Raw genomic sequence first — 24,044 nt, 5'->3', positions numbered from 1 at the left:
ATGGCTGATCCTACGGCCCCGGCGGCCACCCTACGGGGCTCCGAAGCCGGCGTCGCCCAGTGTTTTCTGCCCGTCGCCGCCCGTGACCAGGGAGATGAACGCGGCCGCCAGCTCCTTGTTCCTGGTGGTGCCCACGGAGGCTATGGGGTAGGTGTTCACGGCCTGGCGCGCTTCGGCGAAGGGAATACCCTCGACCTTGTCCCCGGCGTTCTTCACGTCAGTGACATAGACCAGTCCGGCGTCGGCCTCGCCGGAGGCCACCTTGCCCAGGACGTCAGTGACCGACGATTCCTCGCTCACGGGCTTCAGCGCGGTGCCCGTTGCCTTCTCGATCTTGTCCGCCGCCGCGCCGCACGGCACCTGGCTGGCGCAGACCACCACCTTGACGCCCGGCCTGGCAAGGTCGGCGAAGGAGGTGATCGACGCCGGATTGCCTGGCGGAACGGCGATCTCAAGGGTGTTGGTGGCGAAGTTGACCGGAGCACCCACGAGCGATTGCTCCTGCAGCTTGGCCATGTTCTTGCTGTCCGCGGACGCAAACACGTCGGCCGGGGCGCCCTGGCTGATCTGGGTGACCAGGTCCGAGGAGCCGGCGAAGCTGAGAACCACCTCGGTGCCGGGGTTCCTGCTCTCGAACTCGCCGGCGAGCCTGGTGAAGACTGATTTCAAGGAAGCGGCAGCGAAGACGGTGACCTTTCCGGAAAGCTTGGAGCTTCCACCGGGGCCGGGCGCCGTGGCGTTCCCCGTTCCGGGCCCGGCCCCGGTTCCGCCGGGGGCGCCCGGGGCTCCCGGGGCGCAGGCCGACAGGGCGGTGGCAAGCAATCCGGCGGTCAGCAGCATCGCTGCGGGCAATTCGGCGGAAATTTTGCGGGCGGGTTTCATATGACGCTCTTCCCCGGCGGAGTTTCGATGATGACCGTGGTGGCTTTGACTACTGCGGTGGCCACGGACCCGAGTTCCAGCCCCAGCTCCCGGACGGCCTCGCTGCTCATGAGGGACACCACCCGGAACGGCCCGCACTGCAGCTCCACCTGGGCCATGACCTTGTCCGCCGTGATGCCCGTGACCAGGCCCACGAAGCGGTTGCGTGCCGAACTGCCCGCCCTGGCAGGATCCTCCGGAAGGCTCGCCTGCTTCTTGGCCAGCCGGGCGAGCTCCAGCCCGTCTACGGCCAGCCGCCCCGCAGAGTCTCTGAGCGGCGTCAGGCTGCCGCCCTCGGTCCACCGGCGGACGGTGTCGTCACTGACACCGAGGAACCGGGCAGCCTCGGAAACGCGAATCATTGTCATTCGACTACTTTATTCCAGATTTGCGGACAGGATGAAGTCATATATCCGCAAATGCGGATTGGGCCTTGGCCGGGCCGCTCCGGCCTGGACAACTCACCTGGCCGGCCAGACGGCGCTTTCCCAAGTTTCCGGCTATGGTCCCGGCCTCGGCACCGGCGTTAGTCTGGGGGCCTACGTTAGTCTGAGGGCCTAGTAGTTGCTCCGCCCGTGCCCGGTGCCTGATCAACGGCATCAGGTTCCGTTCTGTGATGTGAGGGATCATGCCTGGACCGTCGAGACAGCGAATGTGGTCCGGCGTCGTTCCGGCAGCCCTTCTGGCCCTTGCCCTGCTGCTGGCTGGGTGCCAACCCGGACCGCCGCAGCCGCCGCCGTCGAGTCCGCCCGTCACGTCCGGTTCGCCGGGCACGTCCAGTCCCTCCGCAACGTCCACTTCCTCCGAACCGGCAGTGCCAACGGCCCACTTCACCGCCCAGGGCGACGTGGGAGTCAGCACCGGAGCCAGGAAAGTCCTGGACACGATCGCCGGGCTCCGGCCGCAGCTGAACCTGGGTCTCGGGGACTACTCTTACGAAGCCGGGCTCGAGCAGGAATTCTGCGACATGGTCACGGGCAAGCTGGGCACGGATTTCCCCTATCAGGTGGTCACCGGGAACCACGAAAGCGACGGCCACGACGGCGACATCGCCAACATCGTCAAGTGCCTGCCCAACAAACTGCCTGGCCTGCAGGGTGAGTACGGAACGCAGTGGTATGTGGATTATCCGGAGCAAAAGCCCTTGGTGCGGTTCATCATGGTGTCTCCGGGCATCGAGTTCCATGACGGAAATACCCTGAATTACTCGCGAAACAGCGAGCGCTGGAAATGGACCGCAGACGCCCTGGACGGTGCGAAGTCGCGGAACATTCCCTGGACAGTCGTGGGAATGCACACCCCCTGCCTCAGCGTGGGTAAATACCACTGCCAGGCCGGGCGGAACTTCACCAACATGCTGATGGAAAAGAAGGCGGACCTGGTGCTAACAGGCCATGACCACCTGTACCAGCGCAGCCACCAGCTGGGCGGCGGCCCCGGGTGCCCGGCACTGGTGCCTGATGCCTTCTCCAGCGGCTGCATCACCGATTCCGACGCAAGCATGGTCCAGGGCGAGGGAACGGTTTTTGCGACCGTGGGAACAGGCGGAGCGGGGCTCTACGACGTGCGGGATGACGATTCCGAAGCCAGATACTTCGCCGCCTGGTCCGGCAGGAACCGTGACCCTGCCCTCGGCACGCTGGACGTGACGGCCACCGCAGACCGGCTTGCCGCCAGGTTTGTCCCGGCAGAGGGGTACACGTTCACCGACGCCTTCAGCATCGAACGGAAATAGCCTCTTCAGCGGATAGCGCCACTTACCCGGTCCGGACGAGCAGTCCGGAATCGTCAGCCCGACAGGTCGGTCCGGACGGGGTCAGCCTTTCGTCCAGATGGCGATCCAGTCGAGGTAGACGTGCCCGGCCGTGGCCGGCGCCGGGCAGCGCGGCAGGCAGGACTCGGTCTGCAGGATGTAGTGCATGGGCGTGTTCGGCACCCTGGTAGTTCCCGCTCCGAGCGAGACGCCGTCCAGGAAGAACTCGACCTTCCCCGGGCTCCACTCAATCGTGGCGACGTGCCACGTGGTGAACATGGCGTGCGACCTGATCAGGTCAGAGTCCGTCGGACTGTTACTGAGGCGGTGCACGGCTCCATAGAAGGACGTGGCGAGATCACCTTCGGGGTAGTCGATCTCGCCATCCCTCGGCCACACGCCGCTGTCCGGCCACAGAAGCCAGGCCGCTTTGAAACCCGGAAGGGCATCGGCCTTGAACCTGACCGAGAATCTGCCATAGAGCAGGCTGTTTGCCCGGTGCGGATTCAACGTGTTGTTCGGAATCTTGGGCGTGGGCGCGGCGCCCATGGAGATGCCTTTCTCCGAATGGAGGAACCAGTCCAGCATGCCGTTCCTGACACTGAGCACCTTGGTCGGGTAATAGCGGGAGTTCTTCCCCTTTTGACCGGCCGTGTCCGGCGTCCCGTCCTTGTACCCCGCGCTCCAATTGGCGTCGTAGGCCGGGCCGGGAAAGGCGCCGACGGGAACGTCTCCGCTGTTGAAATCCTCCCGAAAGACCTGTTTCCATCCAGGCAGGTCGCCCACCGGCAGCTTGGCCGTGAGCGGGTTGATCGGGGGCACGGCGTTAGCCCGCGGGGCGGCAGGAGGCGCCGCGCTGGCGGGCGGCTTCACCGGGGCCGCGGTGGCGCGGAGCGGGTTGGCCGTAGGCGCCGTGGTGGCCGTCGGGGCAGCGGACGGGACCGTTGTGGCGGACGGGTCCACGGGCGGCAGCTCTCCGAGCGGCAGCCTCTGCGCTTCCGTGGCGACGGGCCCGCACGCCGTCAGCATCACCACCGTGGCGAGCACGGCCATATGCCGGAGGCCCGGGCGGCGGAGAGGACTCACGGGACGGCTCCCGCGCTCAGAGATACGCATGAGGAAAGTGTGGCATCAGAGACTATGTGTCTCCAAGGTTCTGCCGACCCCCAAAACTGGGGTTGCTTCAAGGAACCCCAAGCTTTTTACAAGTTGCCGAAACGAACATGTACCAGGGGGAGTGCAAGCAAGTTGCCCACGCCGCAGCAGCGAGCGCTTTGGTCTACTTCCCGGTGAATAGCCGGGAGGGCTGCTGTGGTGGCAAAAGCAAACAACTCCATGAGTGGTGAGGCTAGTGACCATCCCTATACTTGTTTCCAATCTGCGCGCACCGGATTCGGTGCCACCCCCCGTGGCCTCCGTCAGCGTGGTGATACCCACCCTGAACGAGGCCATGAACCTCCCTTGGGTCCTTCGACGCATGCCCTCTTATGTGGACGAAGTGGTGATCGTTGACGGACGTTCCCTGGACAGCACTGTCGACGTCGCCCGTGCCCTCCGCCTCGACGTCGTGATCGTTTCGGAGCCGCACGCAGGCAAGGGTGTGGCCATCCGGGCCGGGTTCGCCGCTGCTTCCGGGGACATCATCGTCATGCTGGACGCTGACGGGAGCATGGACCCCCAGGAGATCGGCTGGTTTGTTTCGCCGCTCCAGCACGAGTTCGACTTCGTCAAAGGCTCGCGCTACGTCACGGGCGGAGGCTCGGACGACATCACCCTGTTGCGCAGCACCGGCAACAGGGCATTGACCGGGCTGGCCAACATTGTGCTCCACAGCAACTACTCGGACCTCTGCTACGGCTACATTGCCATGCGCCGCGAATGCCTTGAGATCCTGGAGTTGGAATCGGACGGCTTTGAAATCGAGACGGAGCTGATTGTCCGGGCTTCCCGGGCGGGGCTTCGGATTGCCGAAGTGCCGAGCAACGAACTCACTCGGATCTCCGGCAACTCGAACCTCCACACCTTCCGCGACGGGTGGCGGGTACTGCGGACCCTCGCCCGCGAATGCATCGGGTGGGACGCGCCCACGGCCGGCGCCCGGGCCGAGGCCCTGAGACGAGTGAAATACAAGTACCCCAGCATCTCCCTCCCCCATGTTCCGACGGATCCCCAGACGGTCCTGGGACTCATGGCGGGTGAATGAGATGTATCACTCCGAAGGACTGCCGGCCGTTTCCGTGGTGATCTGCTCCTACACGGAAGACCGCTGGGACATGCTGATGGCCGCCGTCGAATCCGTCCGCGCCCAAACGGTGCCGCCCCAGCAAACGATCGTCGTTGTCGACTACAACGTGGACCTCTATAAGAGGCTCATCTTCACGGTTTCGGATGTGGTGATCCTGGAAAATACCGGCCCCAAGGGCCTGTCCGGCGCCCGCAACACCGGAGCCGCCGCCGCCACCGCCGGCATCGTCGCCTTCCTTGACGACGACGCCGAGGCGGCACCGGACTGGCTGGAACGGCTGACCGCACTGTACGACGACCACGATGTGCTGGCGGTCGGCGGACGGGTTGTGCCGATGTGGGAAACACAGCGTCCCGCACACTTCGCCGAGGAGCTCGACTGGATTGTCGGCTGCTCGTACCGCGGCCTGCCCAAGGTCGCGGCAGAGGTCCGCAACGTCATCGGCGCCAACATGTCGTTCCGCTCCGAGGTCCTGGACGTCGTGGGCGGGTTCAACACCGCACTGGGCCGCCAGAATTCCCTGCCGCTCGGCTGTGAGGAGACGGAGATCTGCATCAGGGCGGTCATCGGTTCCCCCGGCGGCCGCGTGGTGTACGAACCTGCGGCCCTGGTGCACCACTTCGTCCCTGTTCAGCGGGGCACGTTGAACTACATGTTGCGCCGCGCCTGGTCCGAGGGCATATCGAAGGCCCAGGTCAGCAAGATTGTGGGGCATAAGCGGGCGCTCGGACCCGAACGCCGGTATGTCCGCCGGGTGTTGCCGCGCGCGGTGGCCCGGGGAATCCTGGACCAGCTCCGGGGGAAAGACCCTGCAGGCTTCCGCCGGGCAGCCGCCATCATCGCGGTGCTCGCAGTGACAACCTGCGGGTACCTGCGTGGACGCAGCCTTCCGGCTGCGCCGGCAGGCCCGGCAGCCGGACCACACGCACCGCACACCAGCTGGAGGGAAATCAATTGATGCGCACGTTCCTGTTCCACCTCCCCGTCCACCGCACCGGAACAGCCGGATTACGTCGGCCATGAGCCAGCCTGAAAAAGACGTGATGAGGGAATCAGTCCCTTCAGCGGGTGCCACCTTCGATGTCCACGGCCTCGTGGGCATCGACGTGGCCCCGGGCACGCCCGGCGAATCACAGTTGCGGGACATGCTTGCCCCGTTCCTGGGCGGATCCCGCGCACCGTTGCGGCTGCACATCAGCGGCGAAACGACGGCGGTGGCGGACCAGTCGCACGCCGAGGACGCGTACCGCTTCACCGCGGACTCGCTGTACCTTCCCGCCGACCGTGTGCAGATCATCGAAACCCGGGACGGCTATGCCATCCAGGGGAGCGGCGAACTGCTGACGGCCGTCATCCCGCTGCTTGACCGTCTCTGCATCAGGGAAAACGCCGCCATGGTCCATGCCGCAGTGGTGGACTACCGCGGTTCCGGGGTCCTTCTGCCCGCATGGGGCGGAGTGGGCAAGACCAGCACCGTCGCCAAGCTCGTTGCGATTCCCGGCGTTCGATTCATGGCGGATGACTGGGCCTTCCTGGACGCAGACGGCAGGCTCATGGGCTACGCGAAACCGATGTTCCTCAAGCCCCATCACCGGACCATCTACCCGGACGTCTTCAGCGGCGCCCGGAAGCCCCTGGCGCCTGGTTGGCTCACGAATTCCGTGGCCAAGCTGGCAACGGCCGTCCATCCGGTGATCGTCAGGTATCCCAAGACCGCGGCGTTCACGCGCCGCTGGTCCCCGGAACACCGGATGGTCCATCCGGAAGAGGTCTTCGGTGCGGACCGCATCTCATCAGGAGCCCTCACCCGGCTGGCAATGTTCCTGGAACGGTACGACGGCTCCGATGCCCGGCACGAGGTGCGCAGCCCCGACTGGATGACCTCCCGCATCGTGGGGAATTTCCACTCGGAACTGCCCATGGTCTCGCGCCGGCTCATCGAGGCCCTGGGCGCCACCGGGCTGGTCCCCCTCGAGGAATTCTTCAGCCAGAAGGCAGCCGTGGTGCGGCGGGCCCTGGAGGACGTCCCGTGCTCCCTTCTGCGGATCCCCGCCTCATGGTCCGCGGACCGGACCTCGGACTACGTTGCGAACCTGGTCAGTTCCAAGCTGGAGGAATGAGATGCGGGGCCACGTGAGCGATCTTGAGGTGTCCGTGGTGGTTCCCGCGCGGAACGCCGCCGGATGGCTGGGCGAGTGCCTGGAGTCCATCCGCAGCGAGAGGCCCCGGGAAATCATCGTCGTGGACGGCTGTTCGACGGACGCCACGGCCGAGATCGCACGCTCACTCGGGGCCCGCGTCATCTCCGACGAAGGCCGCGGACTGCCCGCTGCCCGGATGCTCGGCGTCCAGAGCGCCAGCTGCGATCTCGTGGCGCTCATCGATGCGGACGTCGTGGTTCCGCCGGGCGGCTTGGGCGGCCTCCTGGACGAATTCAAGGTCTGCGGCTACGACGGACTGCAGTTCGGGCTTGTCAGTGAGAGTGACGGTCCCGGCTACTGGGGCGCGGCGCTGGCCTGGCACCACAACCACAGCCGCGTCCGCTCGTGGTTCGGGGTCTGCGCCACCCTCATGCGCAGAAAGGTGCTGCTGTCCGTCGCCTTCGACGACACCTTCCGCTCGGGCGAGGACATCGAACTGAGGATCCGGCTCAAAGAGGCCGGCTACCGGCTGGGCGTCTCCAGCACCACCGCGGTGCGCCACAGGTTCGCCGACACGTTCGATTTCGCCCGCGACCAGTGGCTCCAGGACGGCGCCGGAATGGCCCGCACCATCCGCAAGCACCCTGCCCGAGCCGGCTGGATGCTGGCATTGCCCCTGCTGGCCACGGTTCGGGGCATGGGCTTGTCCCTGCTGCACGAGCCGCGCTTCCTCCCCTACTGGGCCGGTTTCATGCTCTATAACTACGGGGCCATGTTCGGCGAGATCCTGCGACCTCGGGGCGCCGGGCTGTCCGTGGGCGGCAACACCGCCTGGCTCACGGCCGCCAGGGTGGTCCCCATGGTGACGGGCTTCCTTTTCTGGGCACTCGCGGCGCTCATGCTGCACCCGGATCAAATCGGCATGGGCTCCGCCGTGATGGCCGCCGCCCTGCTGACCGTTCAGTTCGGAATGCTCGGTGTCGGGCAGGCGACGCTCACCCTCCTCCCCGGACAGTCCGACGGCGGACGCCGCCTGATTGCCAGCAGCCTGCTGACCGTTGGGGTCTCCACCGTCGTCGTGGCCGGCGCCGTGGCGGGCGTGACGTTCGCGCTGGGTTCGGGCGTCGGCCTGGCCTGGCACGACCCCGTCGTGACGGCCATTTTCGTGGCGACAGCCGTTTTGGCTGCCGCCGCCTACCAGCTGGACCATGTGGGAGTCGCACAGGAGCGCGCCGACCGAGCCCTGGTCCGGAGCCTCGTGCAAAGCCTGGTGCAGCTCGCCGCCCTGGGCGGCGCACTGGCCACCGGGCTCCGCGAACTGACGGTAGTGGTGGGTGCCGTAGGTGCCGGCGCCCTGGCCAGCGTGCTCGTGGGACTGCGCCAGCTCCGCCGCGCGGGCGTATCGCCTGACTGGAGGGGCGGGCTCAGGCCCGGTCCCGCCGTCGCACTGCTGAAACCGGGACTTCCGAACCACGCCCTGATGCTCGCGGATCGCGCCCCCGGCTATCTGCTTCCGCTGATCGTTGCCGCGACCCTCGGCCCGGCCTCGACTGCCTCCTGGTACATCGTGTGGATGATGGCCTCAGCCGTCTTCTTTGTCCCGCAATCCGCCGGATTCTCGCTGCAGACCGCGCTTGCCGGAGTCCGGCCAAAACCGGGCCTGGTATCCTCGGCACTCAGGGCCAGCCTGGCCCTCACGCTCGCGGCCGGGGCCATCCTGCTCCTGGCCGGACCTTCCCTTCTGGGCTTCCTTGGCCCGCAATACGCGGCGGCCTGGATTTTGCTGCCCGTCCTGGTGCCGGCGCTGCTTCTGAGCTGCGTAACCCAGGTCTACTACGGCCTGTGCCGCGCGCGCGGGCGCCTCGTCGAGGCCACGGGCGTGGCTGTCCTCGCTGCCGCCCTGGTGGTGGCGCCTGCCGCATTCACCGCCCAGGAGTACGGCCTTACCGGAGTCTCTGTGCTGTGGTCCGCTGCCCAGGCGGCGGCCGCGCTGATCGCCATTTTCCGCCTCAGAAAGCTGAGCTTAGCCCTGCCCGCCGCTGACCCCGTCGAGGTTCCGCCAGCGGCACTCAACCAGTCGACTGGAATCGAGAAACCATGACACCCGAACCCACTCCGTCCGCACCACCGACGGCTCCTCTGTCCCCCGCACCCCACCGCCACACCGACACGAAGCACGGCGGGGCCAAGCACGGCGATGGGCGTCATGACGGCAAGCACGGCGATACCAAGCATGCCGAAATCAAGCACAGCGGCGCCAAACACGGCGGCACTGTTCCTCCCGCCGTCGTCCGTCATGAATCGTCGCGTCCCTGGCAGCTGGCCGCCCTGGCCGGACTGGCCGCGGTAGCCCTGGCGCTGGGAATCTGGAGCCTGCTGAGCGTGGATCCCGCGCGGATCGGCGGGACGGGGCTCGTCGAGGCACTTCCGCCCGTCTACTTCGTCGCCCTCGCACTCAGCCTGGCCGGGTTCGTGGCCACACTGAATCTGCGCCGGTACACGCCGGCGCTGCTGGCCGGCCAGGTCGTGGTCCTGGTGGTCATCCTGCATGCGGCGGATCCCATCGTTCACGGCCTGCCCCGCCTCGAGGCCAGCTACCGGCACCTCGGCATTGCCGACCACATCGCAAAGTCCGGCCAGCTGGACCCGAATCTTGATGCGTACTTCAACTGGCCCGGCTTCTTCGATCTCCTGGGGCTGCTGTCCGGCGCCACCGGAGTCCGGGACCTCATGGGCCTCGCGACGTGGGCGCCCCTGGGAATCAACCTGCTGCTGCTGGCGCCGCTGCTGGCGCTGGCAACGAGACTGACCTCCCAGCCACGGCAGGCGTGGGCCGGCGTCTGGATTTTTTACCTGACCAGCTGGGTCGGGCAGGACTACCTGTCCCCCCAGGCGTACGCCTTCATGCTCCTTGTCACCCTGCTCGCCTGCCTCCTGAGCGTGTTCAGCGGATGGGCCTGGCCCACCGGCAGCAAGCCGTTTACAAGATCGCTGGCCCACACCGTGGCCAAACTTGACCCCACGGTGCCCCACCAGGGCATGGCGAGCCCTCCTCCGGCGGACGCGGCCGTCCTGCTGGTGGTCTGTGCGGGGTTCCTCGTGGCCATGACGGCTTCGCACCAGCTCACACCCTTCGCGGTGATCCCCGTCCTGGCGCTCTTCGTCCTGACCGGCCGCCTGCGCCTGCGCTACCTGCCCATCCTCGCCGCGGTCCTGCCGATCGGCTGGCTGGTGTTCGTGGCCTCCGCCTACTTCGAGGGTCACTTGCCCCAGCTGTTCGGATCGTTCGGCGATGTCCAGGCAAACACCCTCGGCGCCGTAACACACCGCGTCAACGGCAGCGAGGACCACGTGATGGTGGTCTACACGCGGCTGGCCGAAGTGGCGTTCGTCTGGGTCCTGGCCGCAGTGGGGGCCATCATGGCCCACAGGCGGCGGACCGCCTGGCTCACCGCGGCGGTGGGGGCGCTGGCACCGCTGGCCCTGATTCCCGGCCAGCCCTACGGCGGCGAGCTGCTCCTTCGCCTCTACCTCTTCAGCCTGCCGTTCGCGGCCTGCCTCGCCGTGCTGATCCTGATACCGGACAGGCAGGGCGCGCCCGGCTGGAAACGGACCATTGCGCTGCTGGTGCTGGGATCGCTTCTGGCCACCGCCACCGTGGTGACCCGCTACGGCAATGACAGCATGGAGAAATTCACGCCGGAAGAAGTCGCCCTGGTCAACCGGCTCTACGCGACAGCCCCGGCAGGATCAATCCTCATCGAAGCGGTACATGACACCCCGTGGCAGTTCCAGAAGTACTCCGAGTACGACTACCGGGAGCTTCTGTCGATCCAGCCACGGCCCGACGCCGCCCCGCTGACGTGCGATTCAACGAACAGGATAGCGCAGCGGACAGGCGCCTACCTGATCATCACAACAAGCCAAAAACGGGCCGCGGAACTTCTCGAGATAACGCCACCCGGGGATCTTGACCACTTCATTGCGACGTGCGGCGCCAGCCCCGGCTGGACGAAAGTGTTCGATGAGGCCGGCGGCGTGGTCTTCCACATCAAAGGAGCAGGCAATGGCATTTGATCGAAAGTACGTGACGTATGCGGTGGGCGGCATCGCCGTCGCCGCGATACCGCTCTCATTCTTCGGGCCGGAGGGACTGAGGCTGGTGGTGATCGGCCTGCTGATGCTGGCAGGACCCGGCACGGCCCTGGTCATGCTTCTTCGGTTCGGCCCGCCGGACGGTCCCGAAACGCGCAGTATGCTCCCGCTGGCTGTGTCCATTGCCGTGGCTTCCAGCCTCGCGCTCTCCACAGTCGTCGCCACGGCCATGGTCTTTTCGCGGACCTGGTCCCCGCCGGTGGCGGTGTGCCTCCTGTCGCTGGTCACCCTGGGCCTGCTGGCGCTCGACGCCAAGCGGACCCGCGGATCCCTGGCAGGTGCGCGATGATCATCTTCCTGACAGGATTTGCCACCGTCGTGGCATTGGTTACGTGTGATGCCTTGCGCCTAGTTCGGCCGGACGCCCCGCTGCCGAAAGCCGCGGTATACACCGCTGCGGCCCTCCTTTCCCTAATCTGCGTCTCGCTCTTGGGCAAGCTGATCCAGCTGCTGTGATGGCGTCTCGCTCCTGGCACGGCCTCCCCGGCCGCTGGGCCGCGACCGGCCCAGCGGCCGGTTACTAAGACACGAACAAGATAGTGAGGACTAACAAATGAGCAAGTTGAAAAAATTGGGCACAGTAGGCACCGTCGGCGTGATGTTGTCCGGTGGCCTGATTTTCGCCTCGTCACAGGTCGCCAGCGCCGTCACGTGCAACCCCAACACCGCCACACCAACCAGCACGCTGCCCGGCACAAACGTGGTGGCCGCCACAAGCTTCGAAGGTTCGATCGCCCCCTTCGTCAAGAGCACTTCGGGAACTGGAACGGCCAACATCTCCAGCTCCCAGCACCACACCGGGCTGTGCTCAGTCAAGCTCCATGTGACCGCTGATTCCGGATCTGTCGCCAAAATGTCAGTGGCGCTGAAGTCGGGCACCAAGATAGCCAGCGCTGACGGCTGGTTCAACATCACCACCGCAGGGGTGGCCGGAAACGACGTCCCGTACCTCCGGTTCTTCTCGGGCAGCACCCGGATCGCGGATATCTACCGCTACAACAGCAACGGGCAGCTCTGGCTGCGCGTCACCGCACCGAACGGGACTTTCACATACACCAAGCTGAAGTCCTCCAGCATCCCGTTGAACACCTGGCACCGGGCCCAAATGACGGTGACCGCCAGCGGCAGCCAATCCACGATCAAGGTGTGGTTCGACGGCGCAGCTGAGTACTCCAGCAGCTCCGTAAACCTCGGCGTCACGAGCTTGAGCACAGTGCAGCTGGGTGCCGAGCACTCCCGCCAGATGGGAGACGAATACATCGACGACGTCGTAGTCAGGGCGTCGTAGGGTCCGTCCCGCGCGAATTCCAGAACGGCAGGCGGCAGCTAGGCCGCCTGCCGGGAACCCCAGGGGCCCGGGGACTAGACTTCCTCCATGGCCGTATACTTGGATCCGCCTCTCTGGCCTGCGCACGGAACACACTTTTCGCACCTGATTTCGGACACCTCGCTGGCGGAACTGCACGCGTTTGCCGCCGCGGCCGAGATCCCCGAACGCGCGTTCGACGGCGACCATTACGATGTGCCCGAGCACCGTTACGACTCCCTCGTGGCGGCGGGCGCCATTCCCGTGGAGGCCCGGGTCCTGGTCCGGAAGCTGATCGCCAGCGGACTCAGGATCCCCGCCCGCGAGCGCAATAAATCGCTGAAAACTCCGTTGCTGAACCGCTGGAACGCGGTGATGGCCGGCCACGATGCCCTTTTCCTGGACCTTCTTGACCGCTGGAGCGAGAGCCACCGCCGGTACCACGGCTGCACGCACCTGCTGGCGGTGCTTGAGGCGCTGGACCTGCTCACCGAACCCGCGGAACCCCCGCGGACCGTGGTGCTCGCTGCCTGGTTCCACGACGCCGTCTACCGGGGCTCCGCCGGCATGGACGAGGAGGAATCGGCTCGGCTCGCCGAGCTCAGGCTCACCGACGCGGGCCTCCCCGCCGGTGACGTCGCGGAGGTGGCACGGCTGGTCCGCCTGACCTCTGACCACCAACCTGAGGCCGGGGACGACGACGGCGCCCTCCTGTGCGACGCGGACCTGTCCGTTCTCGGCGGCGAACCGGAGCCCTACGCCAGGTACGTGGCCGCCGTCCGGGAAGACTACGCGCACATTGGCGACGCCGACTTCGCGGCCGGCCGGGCCGCCGTCGTCCGCGGGCTGCTGGAACTCGAGCCGCTGTTCCACAGCCGCCGCGCCCGCGAGCTGTGGCTGGATGCCGCGCGGCGGAACCTCCGGGGCGAACTGGAGTCAGCAGGCCAGTGACGGCGCTGGCTGACCCGGCCGCCGGAGGGCATGCCGGACGCTATGCGGCCGACCTCACGTGCGCTTCCAGCCGGTCAAAGGCCTCGCCCCAGCCGCGGCCGTGGCCGTCCCGGCTCTCCACGGATTCGAAGGGGCCCTGGGTGAAGGTCATCCGCGTGCCGCCGGGCTCCTCCTCCAGCTCGATGGCCACCTCCGTCTCGTAGCCTCGCGTGCCGTCTTCGTTGTCCCAGGCGTAGGTGAATTCGAACGTGGTTGGCGGATCGATGCGCGTATGGATGCCGCTCCACCAAAGGCGCTGGCCGGTCTCCTCCTGGACCATGCAGGCCCGGTAGCGTCCGCCGACTTCGAAGTCGGTCTCGATGGTCTCCCGCGGGACGCGGAACCCGTGCGGCCCCCACCATGCCGGCGCCTGGTCAGGATCCGTCAGGGCCGACCACACCGTCCGGATGGGCGCCTCGAAGTGGCGGGTGATGACCACCATCAGCTCGTCCGGCGGCGTGGCTTGAGGGGTCTCGGTTTGAGCCGGGCTGGATTGCATCGGGGTAAGTTGTTCAGACATTTTGCTCTTCCTCGCTATCCGTGATCTGGATTCTCTTCAGGTGGGCATCCAGCTTGTCGAAGCTGGCGTCCCAGAAGCGGCGGTACGTCTCCATCCACTGCGTGGCAGCGCCGAGCGGCGCGGCTTCCAGGCGGCTGGAGCGCCATTGCGCGGAGCGGCTGCGCGAGATCAGTCCGGCGGCTTCCAGGACCTTCAGGTGGCGGGAGACGGCCGGGAGGCTGATCTCAAAAGGCTCCGCGAGTTCGTTGACCGTGGCATCCCCCTCGGCGAGGCGCGCCAGGATGGCCCGCCTCGTGGGGTCCGCCAGGGCAGCGAAGATCATGCTGAGCTGATCATTAGCCATTCATTGCCAGTCTGTCAGCGGTAGCTGGTGACGAACGGTGTGCTGGTGGGGACTATCTGCTTGCCCAGCGGCATCAGCGAGACCGGTATGAGCTTCAGGTTGGCGATGGCCAGCGGAATCCCGATGATCGTGATGGCCATCGCGAACGCCGTCACAACATGGCCAATCGCTATCCAGATGCCGGCCACGAAGAGCCAGATCACGTTTCCCAACAGCGTAAAGACGCTGTTGCCTCCCGGCTTGTCCACCACCATGCGGCCGAACGGCCACAGCGTGTAGGAGGCGATCCTGAACGACGCAATGCCCCACGGAATGGTGACAATGAGGAGGCAGCAGATGACGCCGGCGACGAAGTAGCCAATCGCCAGCCAGAGTCCGCCGAACACCAGCCAGATGATGTTGAGTAGGGTCTTCATGAATTCATTCTCCCCGCATCAGCGTGTTTAACCGATGCGTTAATTAACGAATAAGTTAAATATCCCACAGCCGGCGACGGCGGTCAAGAGTCAATTTCCTAGGACTTCGCCGCGGCAACGAACGCGCGGATCTTCGCCGGATCCTTGACTCCCCGGGAAAGTTCGACGCCGGAGGAGACGTCCACGCCCCATGCCCCCGCAGCCCGGGCTGCTTCTGCGACGTTGGCCGGATCCAGGCCACCGGCAAGGAGCCATTGCCGGCCCTCAAGGCCCCTGGCGCGCACGGAGCCGTAGTCCCAGGCCTCGCCCGAGCCGGGAACGGCGGCGTCGATCAGCAGCATCTCCTCGCCCCAGCTGGCGAAAGCGTCCGGCGCGTCATCCATCGTGACGGCCCGGATTACCTTCATGCCGGCGTCGTGCGCTGTCTTGACGTCCTCCGGAGTGCGGGCGCCGTGCAGCTGGATCCAGCCCAGGCCCGCGGCGCGGGCAATGGCCACGGCATCCGCCGTCGGCTCGTGGCGGAAAACGCCGACGGCGGCAACGCCGTCCGGAACCTCGCTGAGCAACTTGGTGACCTGCGCCGGAGACACCGCCCGAGGACTGGCCGTCAGGACGAAACCCACCGCGTCGGCTCCAGCGTCCACTGCCTCGCGGATGGATTCAGGGGTACTCAGCCCGCACACTTTGACGAACATTAACCGGCTCCTTGTAGTTGATCTGTCCCCAAATGACGGTAGCAATACTGCGCCGACTTTACGCGGAGCGGAAGGGGCGGGCAACGGCAACGGACCCGGCGGGCGGAACGGGCTGCTGCCGCAAAACGGGCCCGGGCCGGGCTAGGCTGGGCGGATGGAGATCATCCGCTTCGCAGACCTCAGACCCCAACCGTGGCGGAACGGGGGCGGGGTCACCCGGGAGCTGGCCAGCCACCCCCGGGCCGCCTCGGCCCAGGACGGCGTGTGGGACTGGCGCGTCAGCATCGCCGACGTCACCAAAGCCGGAGACTTCTCGCCCTTTCCGGGCATGGAGCGCGTGCTGACGGTGATAGACGGCGAGCTCCTGCTGCTGACCGTCGACGGCGGCGAGCACCCGCTTGAGAAGTACCGGCCCTTCCGGTTCTCGGGCGAAGCTGCGTCCTCAAGTGCCCTGCCCACCGGCGACATCCGCGACCTGAACGTCATCGCCCGCACCGGAGCGTTCAAGGGCTACACCTCGATCGTGGAGCTCTCGAAGAAGCGCGCGCATCCCGTATTCGAGGGGCAGCTCGGCATCTTGCTCCAGGGCCAGGCCACCGTCACCACAGCCGTCACCACAGCGGAACCCGCAGCCGAATCCGCCCCGGCGCCAGGTGAACCGGAGGCACTCAACCGCTACGACGCCGTCGTGGGTTCAGACACGCAGACGCCCGAAATCCTGGGCCGCGGGTTCCTGGCTGTTGTGTCCATCGATCCGGTGGCAGGCTAGCCTACGCTTGCTTACCTGAGCCTTTCCACACTGGTCCCCCACTGTGCCCGAACCTAGACTCGGTGCCATGACCAAATCAAAGTTCAACGATCTCCTGTCCCTCCAGATCGGCAACGAATTCTCGGCCTCCCAACAGTACGTGGCTGTGGCCGTCTGGTTTGACAACCAGGACCTCCCCCAGCTGGCCAAGTACTTCTACCGGCAGTCGGTGGAGGAACGCAACCACGCCATGATGATGGTCCGGTACATGCTTGACCGCGACGTCCCCGTGGAGATTCCCGGGGTCCCCGCAGTCCGCAACGACTTCGCGTCCGTCACGGAACCGCTCGCGCTCGCGCTGCAGCAGGAAAAGGAAGTCACGCGCAGCATCGAAGGCCTGTTCCGCGCCGCCCGCGCAGAGGACGACGCCCTGGGTGAACAGTTCATGCTGTGGTTCCTGAAGGAGCAGGTGGAGGAAGTCGCCGCGATGACCACGCTGCTGAACATCGCCGAACGCGCGGACAACCTCTTCGACATCGAGAACTACATAGCCCGTGAAACCATCGGCGACGGCGGCCGTGATTCGTCGGCCCCCGAGGCCGCCGGCGGCACACTCTGACGGCGGGCGGCCCGCACCGCGCGCGCCGGCGAGCTGTGCCACCAACGGTGGCCGCCGCCGTCGGGCGTTGCTAGGCTGACAACCAAGGTCCCGTTCGGCGGACCTCCGGACGACGGTTCAGTACCCGGCACGCGACAAGACTGGCCAAGGAGCTGTCATGTCGTGGTTAATCCTCATTCTCTCGGGCGCGCTGGAGGCCGTGTGGGCCGCCGCGCTGCGCCGCGCGTCCCGGTCCTCGGGCCGGCGCCGGATCGCACCCATGGCCCTCTTCCTCGCCTCGGCCGCGGCCAGCACCGCCGGCCTTGCCGTCGCGATGCAGTCCATTCCCACCGGAACCGCGTACGCGGTGTGGGTCGGCGTGGGCGTAGTGCTGACGGCCGTCTATGCGATAGCCGCCAAAGTTGAACGGCCGACGGCGGCGCGCATCCTGCTGCTCGCCGGGATCGCCGCGTGCGTGGTTGGCCTGAAGGCGGTGGCGTGATGCTTGCGAAGCCCGCTACGGCCTGGTTCATCCTGCTCGCCTCGGCCGTCCTGGAGGCTGTCTGGGCCACCGCGCTGGGCCAGTCCGACGGCCTGACCCGGCCGCTGCCGACGGTCATTTTCGCCGTGACCGCCGCGCTCAGCCTGCAGGGCCTGGGCATGGCGGTGAAGACCATCCCCCTCGGCACCGCCTACGCCGTCTGGGTGGGGATCGGCGCGGCCCTGACCATCGGCTGGGCCATGGCCACCGGCGTCGAGCCCTTCAGCCTCCTCAAGGTGCTGTTCATCGCCGGGATCGTGGGATGCGCTGCGGGACTCAAAAGGCTGCCGGCCGGCCGCGGTCACGGGAAGGGCCACGCCGGGGATCAGCCGGCCACGGAGGCGGAGCAGTCGCCGTCCCCCGCGGAAACTCCCCACGTTTGAGGAAGTACGACGGCGTGTCCCCCGGGACGCGCCGTCGTAACGGGCACGCCGCATTCAAAGCCGGGGAGATTCAGCGGCCGGTCCCGGAGAGAGTTGTCGGAATACCTGCCCGACCTCCTTGGTTCTTGGCTGGGACGGCACTTCCCTAGAGATGGAGATTGAGATGACGAACAACTCGGCAGCATCGGTTCACCTGGGCGACGGCCTCACGGTCAGCCCCCTCGGGTTCGGCGGCATGGCCCTCACTCCCGTGTACGGCGAAGTTGACCCGGCCGAGGCGCTCCGGACGCTGCAGCATGCGGTGGACGCGGGCATCACCTTCATCGACACGGCGGACATCTACGGCGGCGGCAGCAACGAGGAGCTGATCGCCAAGCTGCTCAAGGACCGCCGCGGCGACGTCCAGCTGGCCACGAAGTTTTCCCTCGTGGGCTCGCCGTCCACCGGCTACACCGACATCCGCGGGGACGCAGCGTATGTCAAGGAGGCCGCCGACCGCAGCCTCCGGCGCCTCGGCACGGATGTCATCGACCTCTACTACATGCACCGCCGGGACGTCCGGGTTCCCCTCTCGGAGACGGTGGGGGCCATGGCCGAACTGGTGCAGGCGGGCAAGGTCCGGCATCTGGGCCTGTCCGAGGTGACGGCCAGCGAACTGCGCGACGCCGCGGCCATCCACCCCATTGCCGCGGTCCAGAGCGAATGGTCCATCTGGAGCCGCGACGTGGAACGGAACGTGGTTCCGGCCGCCGCGGAGCTGGGCGTGGGCTTCGTGCCGTATTCGCCGCTCGGCCGCGGCTTCCTGACCGGAACGGTCGACGCGTCCCGGCTGGGTGACAACGACTTCCGGCGCAACATCCCGCGCTTCGCCGAGGGAGCGCTGGACGCCAACGAAGGCGTGGTGGAGGCCGTGCGGTCCGTGGCGGCCCAGCTGGAAGCGACGCCCGCCCAGGTTGCACTGGCCTGGCTGCTGGCCCACGGCAGGCGGCTCGGCCTGCCGGTGGTCCCGATTCCCGGAACCCGCAAGGCGCACCGCATCGACGAAAACCTGGGCGCCCTGTCGCTCGAGTTGAGTGCCGCCCAACTGGACGTGCTCGACGGCGCCGCGGACGCCGTCGTCGGCTCCCGGTCCGCGGATCCGCGGTGGGTGTCGCAGGGCCGCGAGTAGGCGCATCTCCCGGGCCTCGCCGCCCGCGGTGGCAACTGAGCCCACAAAGCCGCCGCGCCTCCGCATTCCGATACTGGAATCCGCGGTGGGCGCGGCGGTATTGTGCTCAGCGCTGTGTTGGCTCAGCTTCGGGTGTTGGCTCAGCTTCGTAGACTGAACCGCATGGACACGCTTATTCACTCACTCCGGGACATCACCATCCGCCGCATTTCGGTCAGCGAGATGGACAACAACGTGTATCTGCTCACCGCCAGGGAGTCCGGCGCGCAGCTGCTGATAGACGCCGCGGACGATCTTCCCGCGATTCAGTCGCTGCTCGCGGACGCCGCGGCGGACACCTCCGCCGTGCCGAAGCTGGCGTTGGTGGCCACCACGCACCAGCACTGGGACCACGTCAGGGCATTGCCCGGCCTGGTGGAGGCGACCGGGGCCCGGACTGCCGCGGGAACCGATGACGCGCCGGAGCTTCCGGTGCCTGTGGACGTGCTGCTGGCCCACGGGGACGTCGGCAACTTCGACGGCTTCGACGTGACGGCAGTGCATCTCCGCGGACACACACCGGGATCCATTGCGCTGGTGTACCAGGACCCGGAAGGTCCGGCCCACATCTTCTCCGGCGACTCGCTGTTCCCGGGCGGGGTCGGCAACACGCAGCAGGATCCTGCGCGGTTCGCCCAGCTGATCAGCGACGTGACCGAGCGGCTGTTCGACGTCTATCCGGACGACACCGTGGTGCATCCGGGCCACGGCAAGCCCACCACCCTGGGTGCGGAGCGTCCGCACCTGGACGAGTGGCGGTCCCGCGGCTGGTAAGCGCTGCGCCAAGAGACGGGCGCTACGGTAAAAGACGGACGCTACGGGAATCCCCGTAGCGTCCGTCCGTTTGCCTAGCGTAAATCCGTAACCCTAGCGGCCGCGGCGTTCGTTCGATGCCGGAGCCGACGCACGGCGGGGGCCGCTGCGTGCCGGGCGGCCTTCGCCGGAGCGGCCGTTGCCGCCGCCGGAGTAGGATCCGCCCGAGGTGCCGCCGGTGTTGGAGGACCAGACAGCCTTGTTGCCGCCCGCGGCGCGCTGGCCGCCGGTGTTGCCGCCCGCGGTGGCACCGGTGCGGGCATCTGTGCCGGCAGCGCGCTGGCCCGTTGCCGGACGTCCGCTGCGCTGGCCGCCCGTGGCCGGGCGACCCGTGCCGCCGCGGGGAGCATCGCTGCGGGTGATGCGGGATTCGGAACGTCCGTCCGAACCGCGGCCAGCCGATGAACGGCCGCCGGCCGCCGGAACGTCGTTGCGGTGCGTGGACGCCGCGCCACGGCCACGTGCGTTGCGGCGTGCAGCTGCTGCTGCCTGGGCCCGGTCTTCGTTTTGCTCGATGACGCGGTCAGCGGCGTTGCGGGCTGCGGCCTGGCCTTCGTAGGCCGCAGCGCGGCGTTCTGCACGGGGCAGGTCGGTGCGGGGAGCCTCAGCCGAAACCCGTCCGCGTCCGCCGCGTCCGCCCCGGCCACCCGTGGTGGGTGCAGCCTGGCGGCGTGCGCGCTTGCGCTCTGCGTTGGCACCGGTGGAGGTGCCGCCGCCGTGCTGCGCAGCCTTGGCGGCGAGCAGTGCGGCGCGGGTGCGCGGATCGATCTTGTCGGCCATTTCGCCCACCAGTTCGGCAACCAGCGGCGAGTTGGCGGTGACGCGCTCGAAGTTGACCTCGACGCCGGCAGCCTTCATCAGCTTCTTGACGTCCGACTGCTGCTCGGGCAGGGTCAGCGTGACCACGGTTCCGTCCGAACCGGCACGTGCCGTACGGCCGGAGCGGTGCAGGTACGCCTTGTGCTCCGTGGGCGGGTCAACGTGGATGACCAGTTCGACGTCGTCCACGTGGACGCCGCGGGCCGCGACGTCGGTGGCCACCAGGACGCGGACCTCACCGGAGGAGAACTCGGCCAGGTTGCGGTCACGGGCGTTCTGCGAAAGGTTGCCGTGCAGGTCGACGGCGGGGATCCCGGCGTCGGTCAGGGTCTTGGCCAGCTTGCGGGCGTGGTGCTTGGTGCGCATGAAGAGCACGCGGCGGCCGGCGCCCGAGGCGAGCTCGACGATCAGCTGCTTCTTGACGGTCTGGTCGTTGACCACCAGCACGTGGTGTTCCATGGTGGTCACCGCGGCCTGCGGATCGTCCACGGAGTGGGTCAGCGGGTTGGACAGGTAACGCTGGACGATCTTGTCCACGCCGTTGTCCAGCGTGGCCGAGAACAGCAGTCGCTGGCCCTGGCTCGGGGTCATGTCCATGAGCTTCTTGACCACGGGCAGGAAGCCGAGGTCGGCCATGTGGTCTGCCTCGTCCAGCACGGTGACCTCAACGGCTTCGAGGGTCAGGATGCGCTGGCGGATGAGGTCCTCCAGGCGGCCCGGGCAGGCGATGACGATGTCGACGCCGGCGCGCAGGGCCTTCTCCTGGCGCGCCTGGGAGATGCCGCCGTAGATCACGGTGGTGTTCAGGCCCATGGCCTTGGCCATCGGCTCGATCGTGGCGTTGATCTGCGTGGCCAGTTCACGGGTGGGTGCAAGGACCAGGCCCATGGGGCGGCCGGGCTTGCGGAAGTGCTTGGCTTCGCGCTCGGCGAGGCGGGCCACCAGCGGGATGGCGAAGGCGATGGTCTTGCCGGAGCCTGTGCGGCCGCGGCCCAGGACGTCGCGTCCGGCCAGGGTGTCCGGGAGGGTCTTGACCTGGATGGGGAACGGTTCAACGATCCCCTGCGCGGTCAGGGTGTCGGCGAGTGCCTTGGGCGTGCCGAGGGCAGCGAAAGTAGTCATGTGTTTTATCAGGGTCTTTCAGGCGGTATCCAAGCGGATATCGGCCCCCGATGCCGGTTGGCTCAGGGGGTCGCCGAGGAAAAGTCAGGTGATCAACCGGCCGGCATGATGCGGCTGGGACCAAATAGCGTTCATCGACGCAGGATGTGCCTCTCACATGAAAAAAGCCCACCCCCTGCAAGGACGGATCCGTTGCGGGGTTCCGGTTGATGGACCGGAACAAAGTGGGCATCACTGCACATCAAGTTCCACCAGTCTAGCATTAGCCAACCCGGCCCCTGTCATCCGCCCTATCGCCGACCCAGGCGTCCGGTCAACCGACCACCTCTGAGTGTGACGAATATTACGTCGAACATCGGACGACATTTGAGGCTGTCGCGCTGAACATATGTCGACCACTCGCGCCGCGCTCCGCGTTCCGGCGGGCGGTAGCCGCCCCGCCCGGGCGCAGGCCGCACGCCCCGTCCGCACAGGGAGAATGCCCTGTCCCGCGGCGGGGCCCGGGGCCTTCGCGGGTGATCGGGCGGCCGGAGCGGGCAGCCGGCACACCCGGGCGGCCAGGCTCGGGGCGGCCCGCCTGCTCCTAGTCTTAACCCACCCCCAAATTGTTAGTTCCGTCACATTGTCGGCGGATCAACGCGGCCGGCTCTGCGCCGTAGTGCAAGTGCCGGCACCTGTGACAAGGAAGAAGACTTGATGTCTGAACGCACCACCACCGTTCCCGTTCAATCCCCCACAGAAACTGCCGCACCCGGACAGGGCAAGGACGAACACCTCGCCCGCGCCCTGGGCAACCGCCACATCCAGCTCCTGGCCATCGGCGGCGCAATCGGCACCGGACTGTTCATGGGCTCCGGCAAGACCATCTCCCTCGCCGGGCCCTCCGTCATCTTCGTTTACATGATCATCGGCTTCATGCTGTTCTTCGTCATGCGCGCCATGGGCGAGATCCTGCTCTCCAACCTGAACTACAAGTCGTTCAGCGATTTCGCGGGCGACCTCCTGGGCCCCTGGGCCGGGTTCTTTACGGGCTGGTCCTACTGGTTCTTCTGGGTAGTGACAGGCGTGGCTGACATTGTGGCGATCGCCGGCTACGTGGACAAGCTTGCCCCCGGCACACCCCTGTGGATTCCCGCGCTGATTACACCGGTGGTCCTGATCCTGCTGAACCTCCCCACGGTCAAGGCCTTCGGCGAAGCGGAGTTCTGGTTCGCGATCATCAAGGTGGTGGCCATCCTTGCGCTCATCGGCACGGGCATTGTCATGATCGCCACCCATTTCACGTCGCCCAGCGGCGCGGTGGCCAGCCTCGCCAACATCTGGGACGACGGCGGGATGTTCCCGCACGGCATGTTCGGCTTCATCCTCGGCTTCCAGATCGCCATCTTCGCCTTCGCCGGCATCGAACTGGTCGGCACTGCCGCAGCGGAAACCAAGGACCCGGAAAAGAACCTCCCCCGGGCCATCAACTCCATCCCCGTCCGCGTCCTGCTGTTCTACGTTGGCGCACTCGTGGTCATCATGGCCGTCAACCCGTGGCGCAGCATCGACCCCGCCAGCAGCCCGTTCATCGGCATGTTCACCCTGGCCGGTCTGGGGATCGCCGCCGTGGTCATCAACCTGGTGGTCCTGACATCCGCCGCGTCCAGCGCCAACTCCGGCATCTACTCAACCTCGCGCATGGTCTACGGCCTCGCCCAGGACGGCAACGCCCCGAAATCCTTCGGCAAGCTGAGCGTCCGCAAGGTCCCGCAGAACGCCCTTCTGTTCTCCTGCATCTTCCTGCTGGCCGGGCTGGTCCTGCTGTACGCGGGAGACTCCGTGATCGGCGCCTTCACCGTGGTCACCTCAGTGGCGTCCGTCCTCACGATGTTCGTCTGGTCCATGATCCTGGTCAGCTACATCGTGTTCCGCCGCCGGCGCCCGGAACTCCACGCGTCGTCATCCTTCAAGATGCCCGGCGGCACCTTCATGCCCTACGTGGTCCTGGCGTTCTTCGTGTTCATGCTGGTGGCTCTGGCCCAGGCTGAGGACACCCGCCTGGCCCTGGTGGTTGCCCCGCTGTGGTTCCTGCTGCTGGGCGCTGCCTGGTACTTCAACCGCCAGACACCCCTGCAGCAGGCCCGGATCGCGGAATGGACTGCGGACTCCAACGCCGACGCCGCATCGCCCGCGGCCAAGGCCTAGCCGCTCTTAGCTCCCAGCTCCCAGAAACCGCAAGCCGCGCGGCGGAACACACCGGTGTTCCGCCGCGCGGCTTCGTTTTGTCCGCGTCCGCGGCCGCGGCCGCGGCCAAGTCCACCGTGTCCGCGCCCACGGTGAGGAAGG

The 24,044-nt window shown here is 67.0% G+C and carries 25 protein-coding genes and 1 riboswitch; of the genes, 17 read left to right on the top strand and 8 right to left on the bottom strand.

Going from position 1 to position 24,044, the window contains the following annotated elements:
- Positions 1-30: 30 nt before the first annotated feature.
- Complete coding sequence (gene modA / locus ASG92_RS03445) at positions 31-882, bottom strand: molybdate ABC transporter substrate-binding protein (protein WP_056624525.1); 852 nt, start codon at positions 880-882, stop codon at positions 31-33.
- Entirely contained in the window at positions 879-1,289 is a 411-nt protein-coding gene (locus ASG92_RS03440) for a TOBE domain-containing protein (protein WP_056624521.1), read from the bottom strand. Before ASG92_RS03440 ends, modA begins: the two co-directional genes overlap by 4 nt.
- Before the next feature lie 284 nt (positions 1,290-1,573).
- On the opposite strand from ASG92_RS03440, the gene ASG92_RS03435 reads away from it, so the two are divergent.
- Complete coding sequence (locus ASG92_RS03435; RefSeq protein ID WP_240986987.1) at positions 1,574-2,656, top strand: metallophosphoesterase; 1,083 nt, start codon at positions 1,574-1,576, stop codon at positions 2,654-2,656.
- Between the two features lie 81 nt (positions 2,657-2,737).
- Here the strand turns inward: ASG92_RS03435 and ASG92_RS03430 are convergent, their stop codons facing one another.
- Positions 2,738-3,760 (bottom strand): glycoside hydrolase family 16 protein, encoded by a 1,023-nt coding sequence (locus ASG92_RS03430; RefSeq protein ID WP_240986986.1) that lies wholly within the window; start codon positions 3,758-3,760, stop codon positions 2,738-2,740.
- A 265-nt stretch (positions 3,761-4,025) separates the two neighbouring features.
- On the opposite strand from ASG92_RS03430, the gene ASG92_RS03425 reads away from it, so the two are divergent.
- From ASG92_RS03425 to ASG92_RS03390, 9 genes are all read left to right on the top strand, one after another.
- Positions 4,026-4,877, top strand: coding sequence for a glycosyltransferase family 2 protein (locus ASG92_RS03425; protein ID WP_056624518.1), 852 nt, complete (start codon positions 4,026-4,028; stop codon positions 4,875-4,877).
- 1 nt (position 4,878) lies between these two features.
- Entirely contained in the window at positions 4,879-5,877 is a 999-nt protein-coding gene (locus tag ASG92_RS03420; protein ID WP_056624515.1) for a glycosyltransferase, read from the top strand.
- An 85-nt stretch (positions 5,878-5,962) separates the two neighbouring features.
- Complete coding sequence (locus tag ASG92_RS03415; protein WP_240986985.1) at positions 5,963-7,039, top strand: hypothetical protein; 1,077 nt, start codon at positions 5,963-5,965, stop codon at positions 7,037-7,039.
- Positions 7,040-7,052: 13 nt separating this feature from the next.
- A complete protein-coding gene (locus tag ASG92_RS03410; protein ID WP_240986984.1) occupies positions 7,053-9,161 on the top strand; it encodes a glycosyltransferase in 2,109 nt (702 codons plus the stop codon).
- The gene (locus tag ASG92_RS03405; RefSeq protein WP_240986983.1) at positions 9,158-11,137 is read left to right on the top strand and encodes a hypothetical protein; all 1,980 of its coding nucleotides are present in this window, start codon (positions 9,158-9,160) and stop codon (positions 11,135-11,137) included. Before ASG92_RS03410 ends, ASG92_RS03405 begins: the two co-directional genes overlap by 4 nt.
- Positions 11,127-11,504: a hypothetical protein gene (locus tag ASG92_RS03400; RefSeq protein ID WP_056624508.1), complete on the top strand. Its 378-nt coding sequence runs from the start codon at positions 11,127-11,129 to the stop codon at positions 11,502-11,504. The genes ASG92_RS03405 and ASG92_RS03400 overlap by 11 nt, the downstream gene beginning before the upstream one ends.
- Entirely contained in the window at positions 11,501-11,671 is a 171-nt protein-coding gene (locus tag ASG92_RS28075) for a hypothetical protein (RefSeq protein ID WP_157372081.1), read from the top strand. Before ASG92_RS03400 ends, ASG92_RS28075 begins: the two co-directional genes overlap by 4 nt.
- A 97-nt stretch (positions 11,672-11,768) precedes the next feature.
- Complete coding sequence (locus ASG92_RS03395) at positions 11,769-12,503, top strand: hypothetical protein (RefSeq protein ID WP_056624505.1); 735 nt, start codon at positions 11,769-11,771, stop codon at positions 12,501-12,503.
- 87 nt (positions 12,504-12,590) lie between these two features.
- Positions 12,591-13,472 carry a DUF4031 domain-containing protein gene (locus ASG92_RS03390; protein ID WP_056624502.1) on the top strand — a complete coding sequence of 294 codons (882 nt, stop codon included), beginning with the start codon at positions 12,591-12,593 and terminating at the stop codon, positions 13,470-13,472.
- A 40-nt stretch (positions 13,473-13,512) separates the two neighbouring features.
- Here the strand turns inward: ASG92_RS03390 and ASG92_RS03385 are convergent, their stop codons facing one another.
- From ASG92_RS03385 to ASG92_RS03370, 4 genes are all read right to left on the bottom strand, one after another.
- The gene (locus ASG92_RS03385) at positions 13,513-14,031 is read right to left on the bottom strand and encodes an SRPBCC domain-containing protein (protein WP_082579275.1); all 519 of its coding nucleotides are present in this window, start codon (positions 14,029-14,031) and stop codon (positions 13,513-13,515) included.
- A complete protein-coding gene (locus ASG92_RS03380) occupies positions 14,024-14,374 on the bottom strand; it encodes a metalloregulator ArsR/SmtB family transcription factor (RefSeq protein ID WP_056624499.1) in 351 nt (116 codons plus the stop codon). The genes ASG92_RS03385 and ASG92_RS03380 overlap by 8 nt, the downstream gene beginning before the upstream one ends.
- 14 nt (positions 14,375-14,388) lie before the next feature.
- Positions 14,389-14,790, bottom strand: a complete 402-nt coding sequence (locus tag ASG92_RS03375; protein ID WP_056624496.1) for a YccF domain-containing protein — start codon at positions 14,788-14,790, stop codon at positions 14,389-14,391.
- Positions 14,791-14,888: 98 nt separating this feature from the next.
- Positions 14,889-15,485, bottom strand: a complete 597-nt coding sequence (locus ASG92_RS03370) for a phosphoribosylanthranilate isomerase (protein WP_056624493.1) — start codon at positions 15,483-15,485, stop codon at positions 14,889-14,891.
- Between the two features lie 154 nt (positions 15,486-15,639).
- On the opposite strand from ASG92_RS03370, the gene ASG92_RS03365 reads away from it, so the two are divergent.
- The 6 genes from ASG92_RS03365 (at position 15,640) to ASG92_RS03340 (ending at position 19,736) form a co-directional block, all read left to right on the top strand.
- The gene (locus tag ASG92_RS03365) at positions 15,640-16,254 is read left to right on the top strand and encodes a HutD family protein (protein WP_056624490.1); all 615 of its coding nucleotides are present in this window, start codon (positions 15,640-15,642) and stop codon (positions 16,252-16,254) included.
- A gap of 67 nt (positions 16,255-16,321) precedes the next feature.
- Positions 16,322-16,852 (top strand): ferritin, encoded by a 531-nt coding sequence (locus ASG92_RS03360; RefSeq protein WP_056624487.1) that lies wholly within the window; start codon positions 16,322-16,324, stop codon positions 16,850-16,852.
- Between the two features lie 82 nt (positions 16,853-16,934).
- Positions 16,935-17,001, top strand: a riboswitch (guanidine-III (ykkC-III) riboswitch).
- An 8-nt stretch (positions 17,002-17,009) separates the two neighbouring features.
- Positions 17,010-17,333: an SMR family transporter gene (locus ASG92_RS03355; protein ID WP_056624484.1), complete on the top strand. Its 324-nt coding sequence runs from the start codon at positions 17,010-17,012 to the stop codon at positions 17,331-17,333.
- Entirely contained in the window at positions 17,333-17,755 is a 423-nt protein-coding gene (locus tag ASG92_RS03350) for a multidrug efflux SMR transporter (protein WP_056624481.1), read from the top strand. The genes ASG92_RS03355 and ASG92_RS03350 overlap by 1 nt, the downstream gene beginning before the upstream one ends.
- 163 nt (positions 17,756-17,918) lie before the next feature.
- Positions 17,919-18,923, top strand: a complete 1,005-nt coding sequence (locus ASG92_RS03345; protein WP_082579274.1) for an aldo/keto reductase — start codon at positions 17,919-17,921, stop codon at positions 18,921-18,923.
- Positions 18,924-19,085: 162 nt separating this feature from the next.
- Entirely contained in the window at positions 19,086-19,736 is a 651-nt protein-coding gene (locus ASG92_RS03340) for an MBL fold metallo-hydrolase (RefSeq protein ID WP_056624475.1), read from the top strand.
- Between the two features lie 93 nt (positions 19,737-19,829).
- Here ASG92_RS03340 and ASG92_RS03335 read toward each other — a convergent pair whose 3' ends face one another.
- Complete coding sequence (locus tag ASG92_RS03335) at positions 19,830-21,716, bottom strand: DEAD/DEAH box helicase (RefSeq protein WP_056624472.1); 1,887 nt, start codon at positions 21,714-21,716, stop codon at positions 19,830-19,832.
- A gap of 696 nt (positions 21,717-22,412) precedes the next feature.
- On the opposite strand from ASG92_RS03335, the gene cycA reads away from it, so the two are divergent.
- Positions 22,413-23,903, top strand: a complete 1,491-nt coding sequence (cycA, locus tag ASG92_RS03330) for a D-serine/D-alanine/glycine transporter (protein ID WP_056624467.1) — start codon at positions 22,413-22,415, stop codon at positions 23,901-23,903.
- Positions 23,904-24,044 lie beyond the last annotated feature (141 nt).

This window comes from Arthrobacter sp. Soil736 (genome assembly GCF_001428005.1).
Taxonomy (GTDB): Bacteria; Actinomycetota; Actinomycetes; order Actinomycetales; family Micrococcaceae; genus Arthrobacter.
The sequence above is the reverse complement of the archived record's forward strand: the minus strand, read 5'-3'. Positions and strand labels throughout refer to the sequence as shown.

What these genes read in the sequence shown, in the direction of transcription:
- modA (WP_056624525.1), bottom strand. Translation starts at nt 882, where the DNA reads ATGAAACCCGCCCGCAAAATTTCCGCCGAATTGCCCGCAGCGATGCTG.
- ASG92_RS03420 (WP_056624515.1), top strand. Translation starts at nt 4,879, where the DNA reads ATGTATCACTCCGAAGGACTGCCGGCCGTTTCCGTGGTGATCTGCTCC.
- ASG92_RS03390 (WP_056624502.1), top strand. Translation starts at nt 12,591, where the DNA reads ATGGCCGTATACTTGGATCCGCCTCTCTGGCCTGCGCACGGAACACAC.
- ASG92_RS03355 (WP_056624484.1), top strand. Translation starts at nt 17,010, where the DNA reads ATGTCGTGGTTAATCCTCATTCTCTCGGGCGCGCTGGAGGCCGTGTGG.
- ASG92_RS03405 (WP_240986983.1), top strand. Translation starts at nt 9,158, where the DNA reads ATGACACCCGAACCCACTCCGTCCGCACCACCGACGGCTCCTCTGTCC.
- ASG92_RS03340 (WP_056624475.1), top strand. Translation starts at nt 19,086, where the DNA reads ATGGACACGCTTATTCACTCACTCCGGGACATCACCATCCGCCGCATT.
- ASG92_RS03360 (WP_056624487.1), top strand. Translation starts at nt 16,322, where the DNA reads ATGACCAAATCAAAGTTCAACGATCTCCTGTCCCTCCAGATCGGCAAC.
- ASG92_RS03350 (WP_056624481.1), top strand. Translation starts at nt 17,333, where the DNA reads ATGCTTGCGAAGCCCGCTACGGCCTGGTTCATCCTGCTCGCCTCGGCC.
- ASG92_RS03335 (WP_056624472.1), bottom strand. Translation starts at nt 21,716, where the DNA reads ATGACTACTTTCGCTGCCCTCGGCACGCCCAAGGCACTCGCCGACACC.
- ASG92_RS03435 (WP_240986987.1), top strand. Translation starts at nt 1,574, where the DNA reads ATGTGGTCCGGCGTCGTTCCGGCAGCCCTTCTGGCCCTTGCCCTGCTG.
- ASG92_RS03440 (WP_056624521.1), bottom strand. Translation starts at nt 1,289, where the DNA reads ATGACAATGATTCGCGTTTCCGAGGCTGCCCGGTTCCTCGGTGTCAGT.
- ASG92_RS03385 (WP_082579275.1), bottom strand. Translation starts at nt 14,031, where the DNA reads ATGTCTGAACAACTTACCCCGATGCAATCCAGCCCGGCTCAAACCGAG.
- ASG92_RS28075 (WP_157372081.1), top strand. Translation starts at nt 11,501, where the DNA reads ATGATCATCTTCCTGACAGGATTTGCCACCGTCGTGGCATTGGTTACG.
- ASG92_RS03370 (WP_056624493.1), bottom strand. Translation starts at nt 15,485, where the DNA reads ATGTTCGTCAAAGTGTGCGGGCTGAGTACCCCTGAATCCATCCGCGAG.
- ASG92_RS03400 (WP_056624508.1), top strand. Translation starts at nt 11,127, where the DNA reads ATGGCATTTGATCGAAAGTACGTGACGTATGCGGTGGGCGGCATCGCC.
- ASG92_RS03365 (WP_056624490.1), top strand. Translation starts at nt 15,640, where the DNA reads ATGGAGATCATCCGCTTCGCAGACCTCAGACCCCAACCGTGGCGGAAC.
- ASG92_RS03415 (WP_240986985.1), top strand. Translation starts at nt 5,963, where the DNA reads ATGAGGGAATCAGTCCCTTCAGCGGGTGCCACCTTCGATGTCCACGGC.
- ASG92_RS03375 (WP_056624496.1), bottom strand. Translation starts at nt 14,790, where the DNA reads ATGAAGACCCTACTCAACATCATCTGGCTGGTGTTCGGCGGACTCTGG.
- ASG92_RS03395 (WP_056624505.1), top strand. Translation starts at nt 11,769, where the DNA reads ATGAGCAAGTTGAAAAAATTGGGCACAGTAGGCACCGTCGGCGTGATG.
- cycA (WP_056624467.1), top strand. Translation starts at nt 22,413, where the DNA reads ATGTCTGAACGCACCACCACCGTTCCCGTTCAATCCCCCACAGAAACT.
- ASG92_RS03380 (WP_056624499.1), bottom strand. Translation starts at nt 14,374, where the DNA reads ATGGCTAATGATCAGCTCAGCATGATCTTCGCTGCCCTGGCGGACCCC.
- ASG92_RS03345 (WP_082579274.1), top strand. Translation starts at nt 17,919, where the DNA reads ATGACGAACAACTCGGCAGCATCGGTTCACCTGGGCGACGGCCTCACG.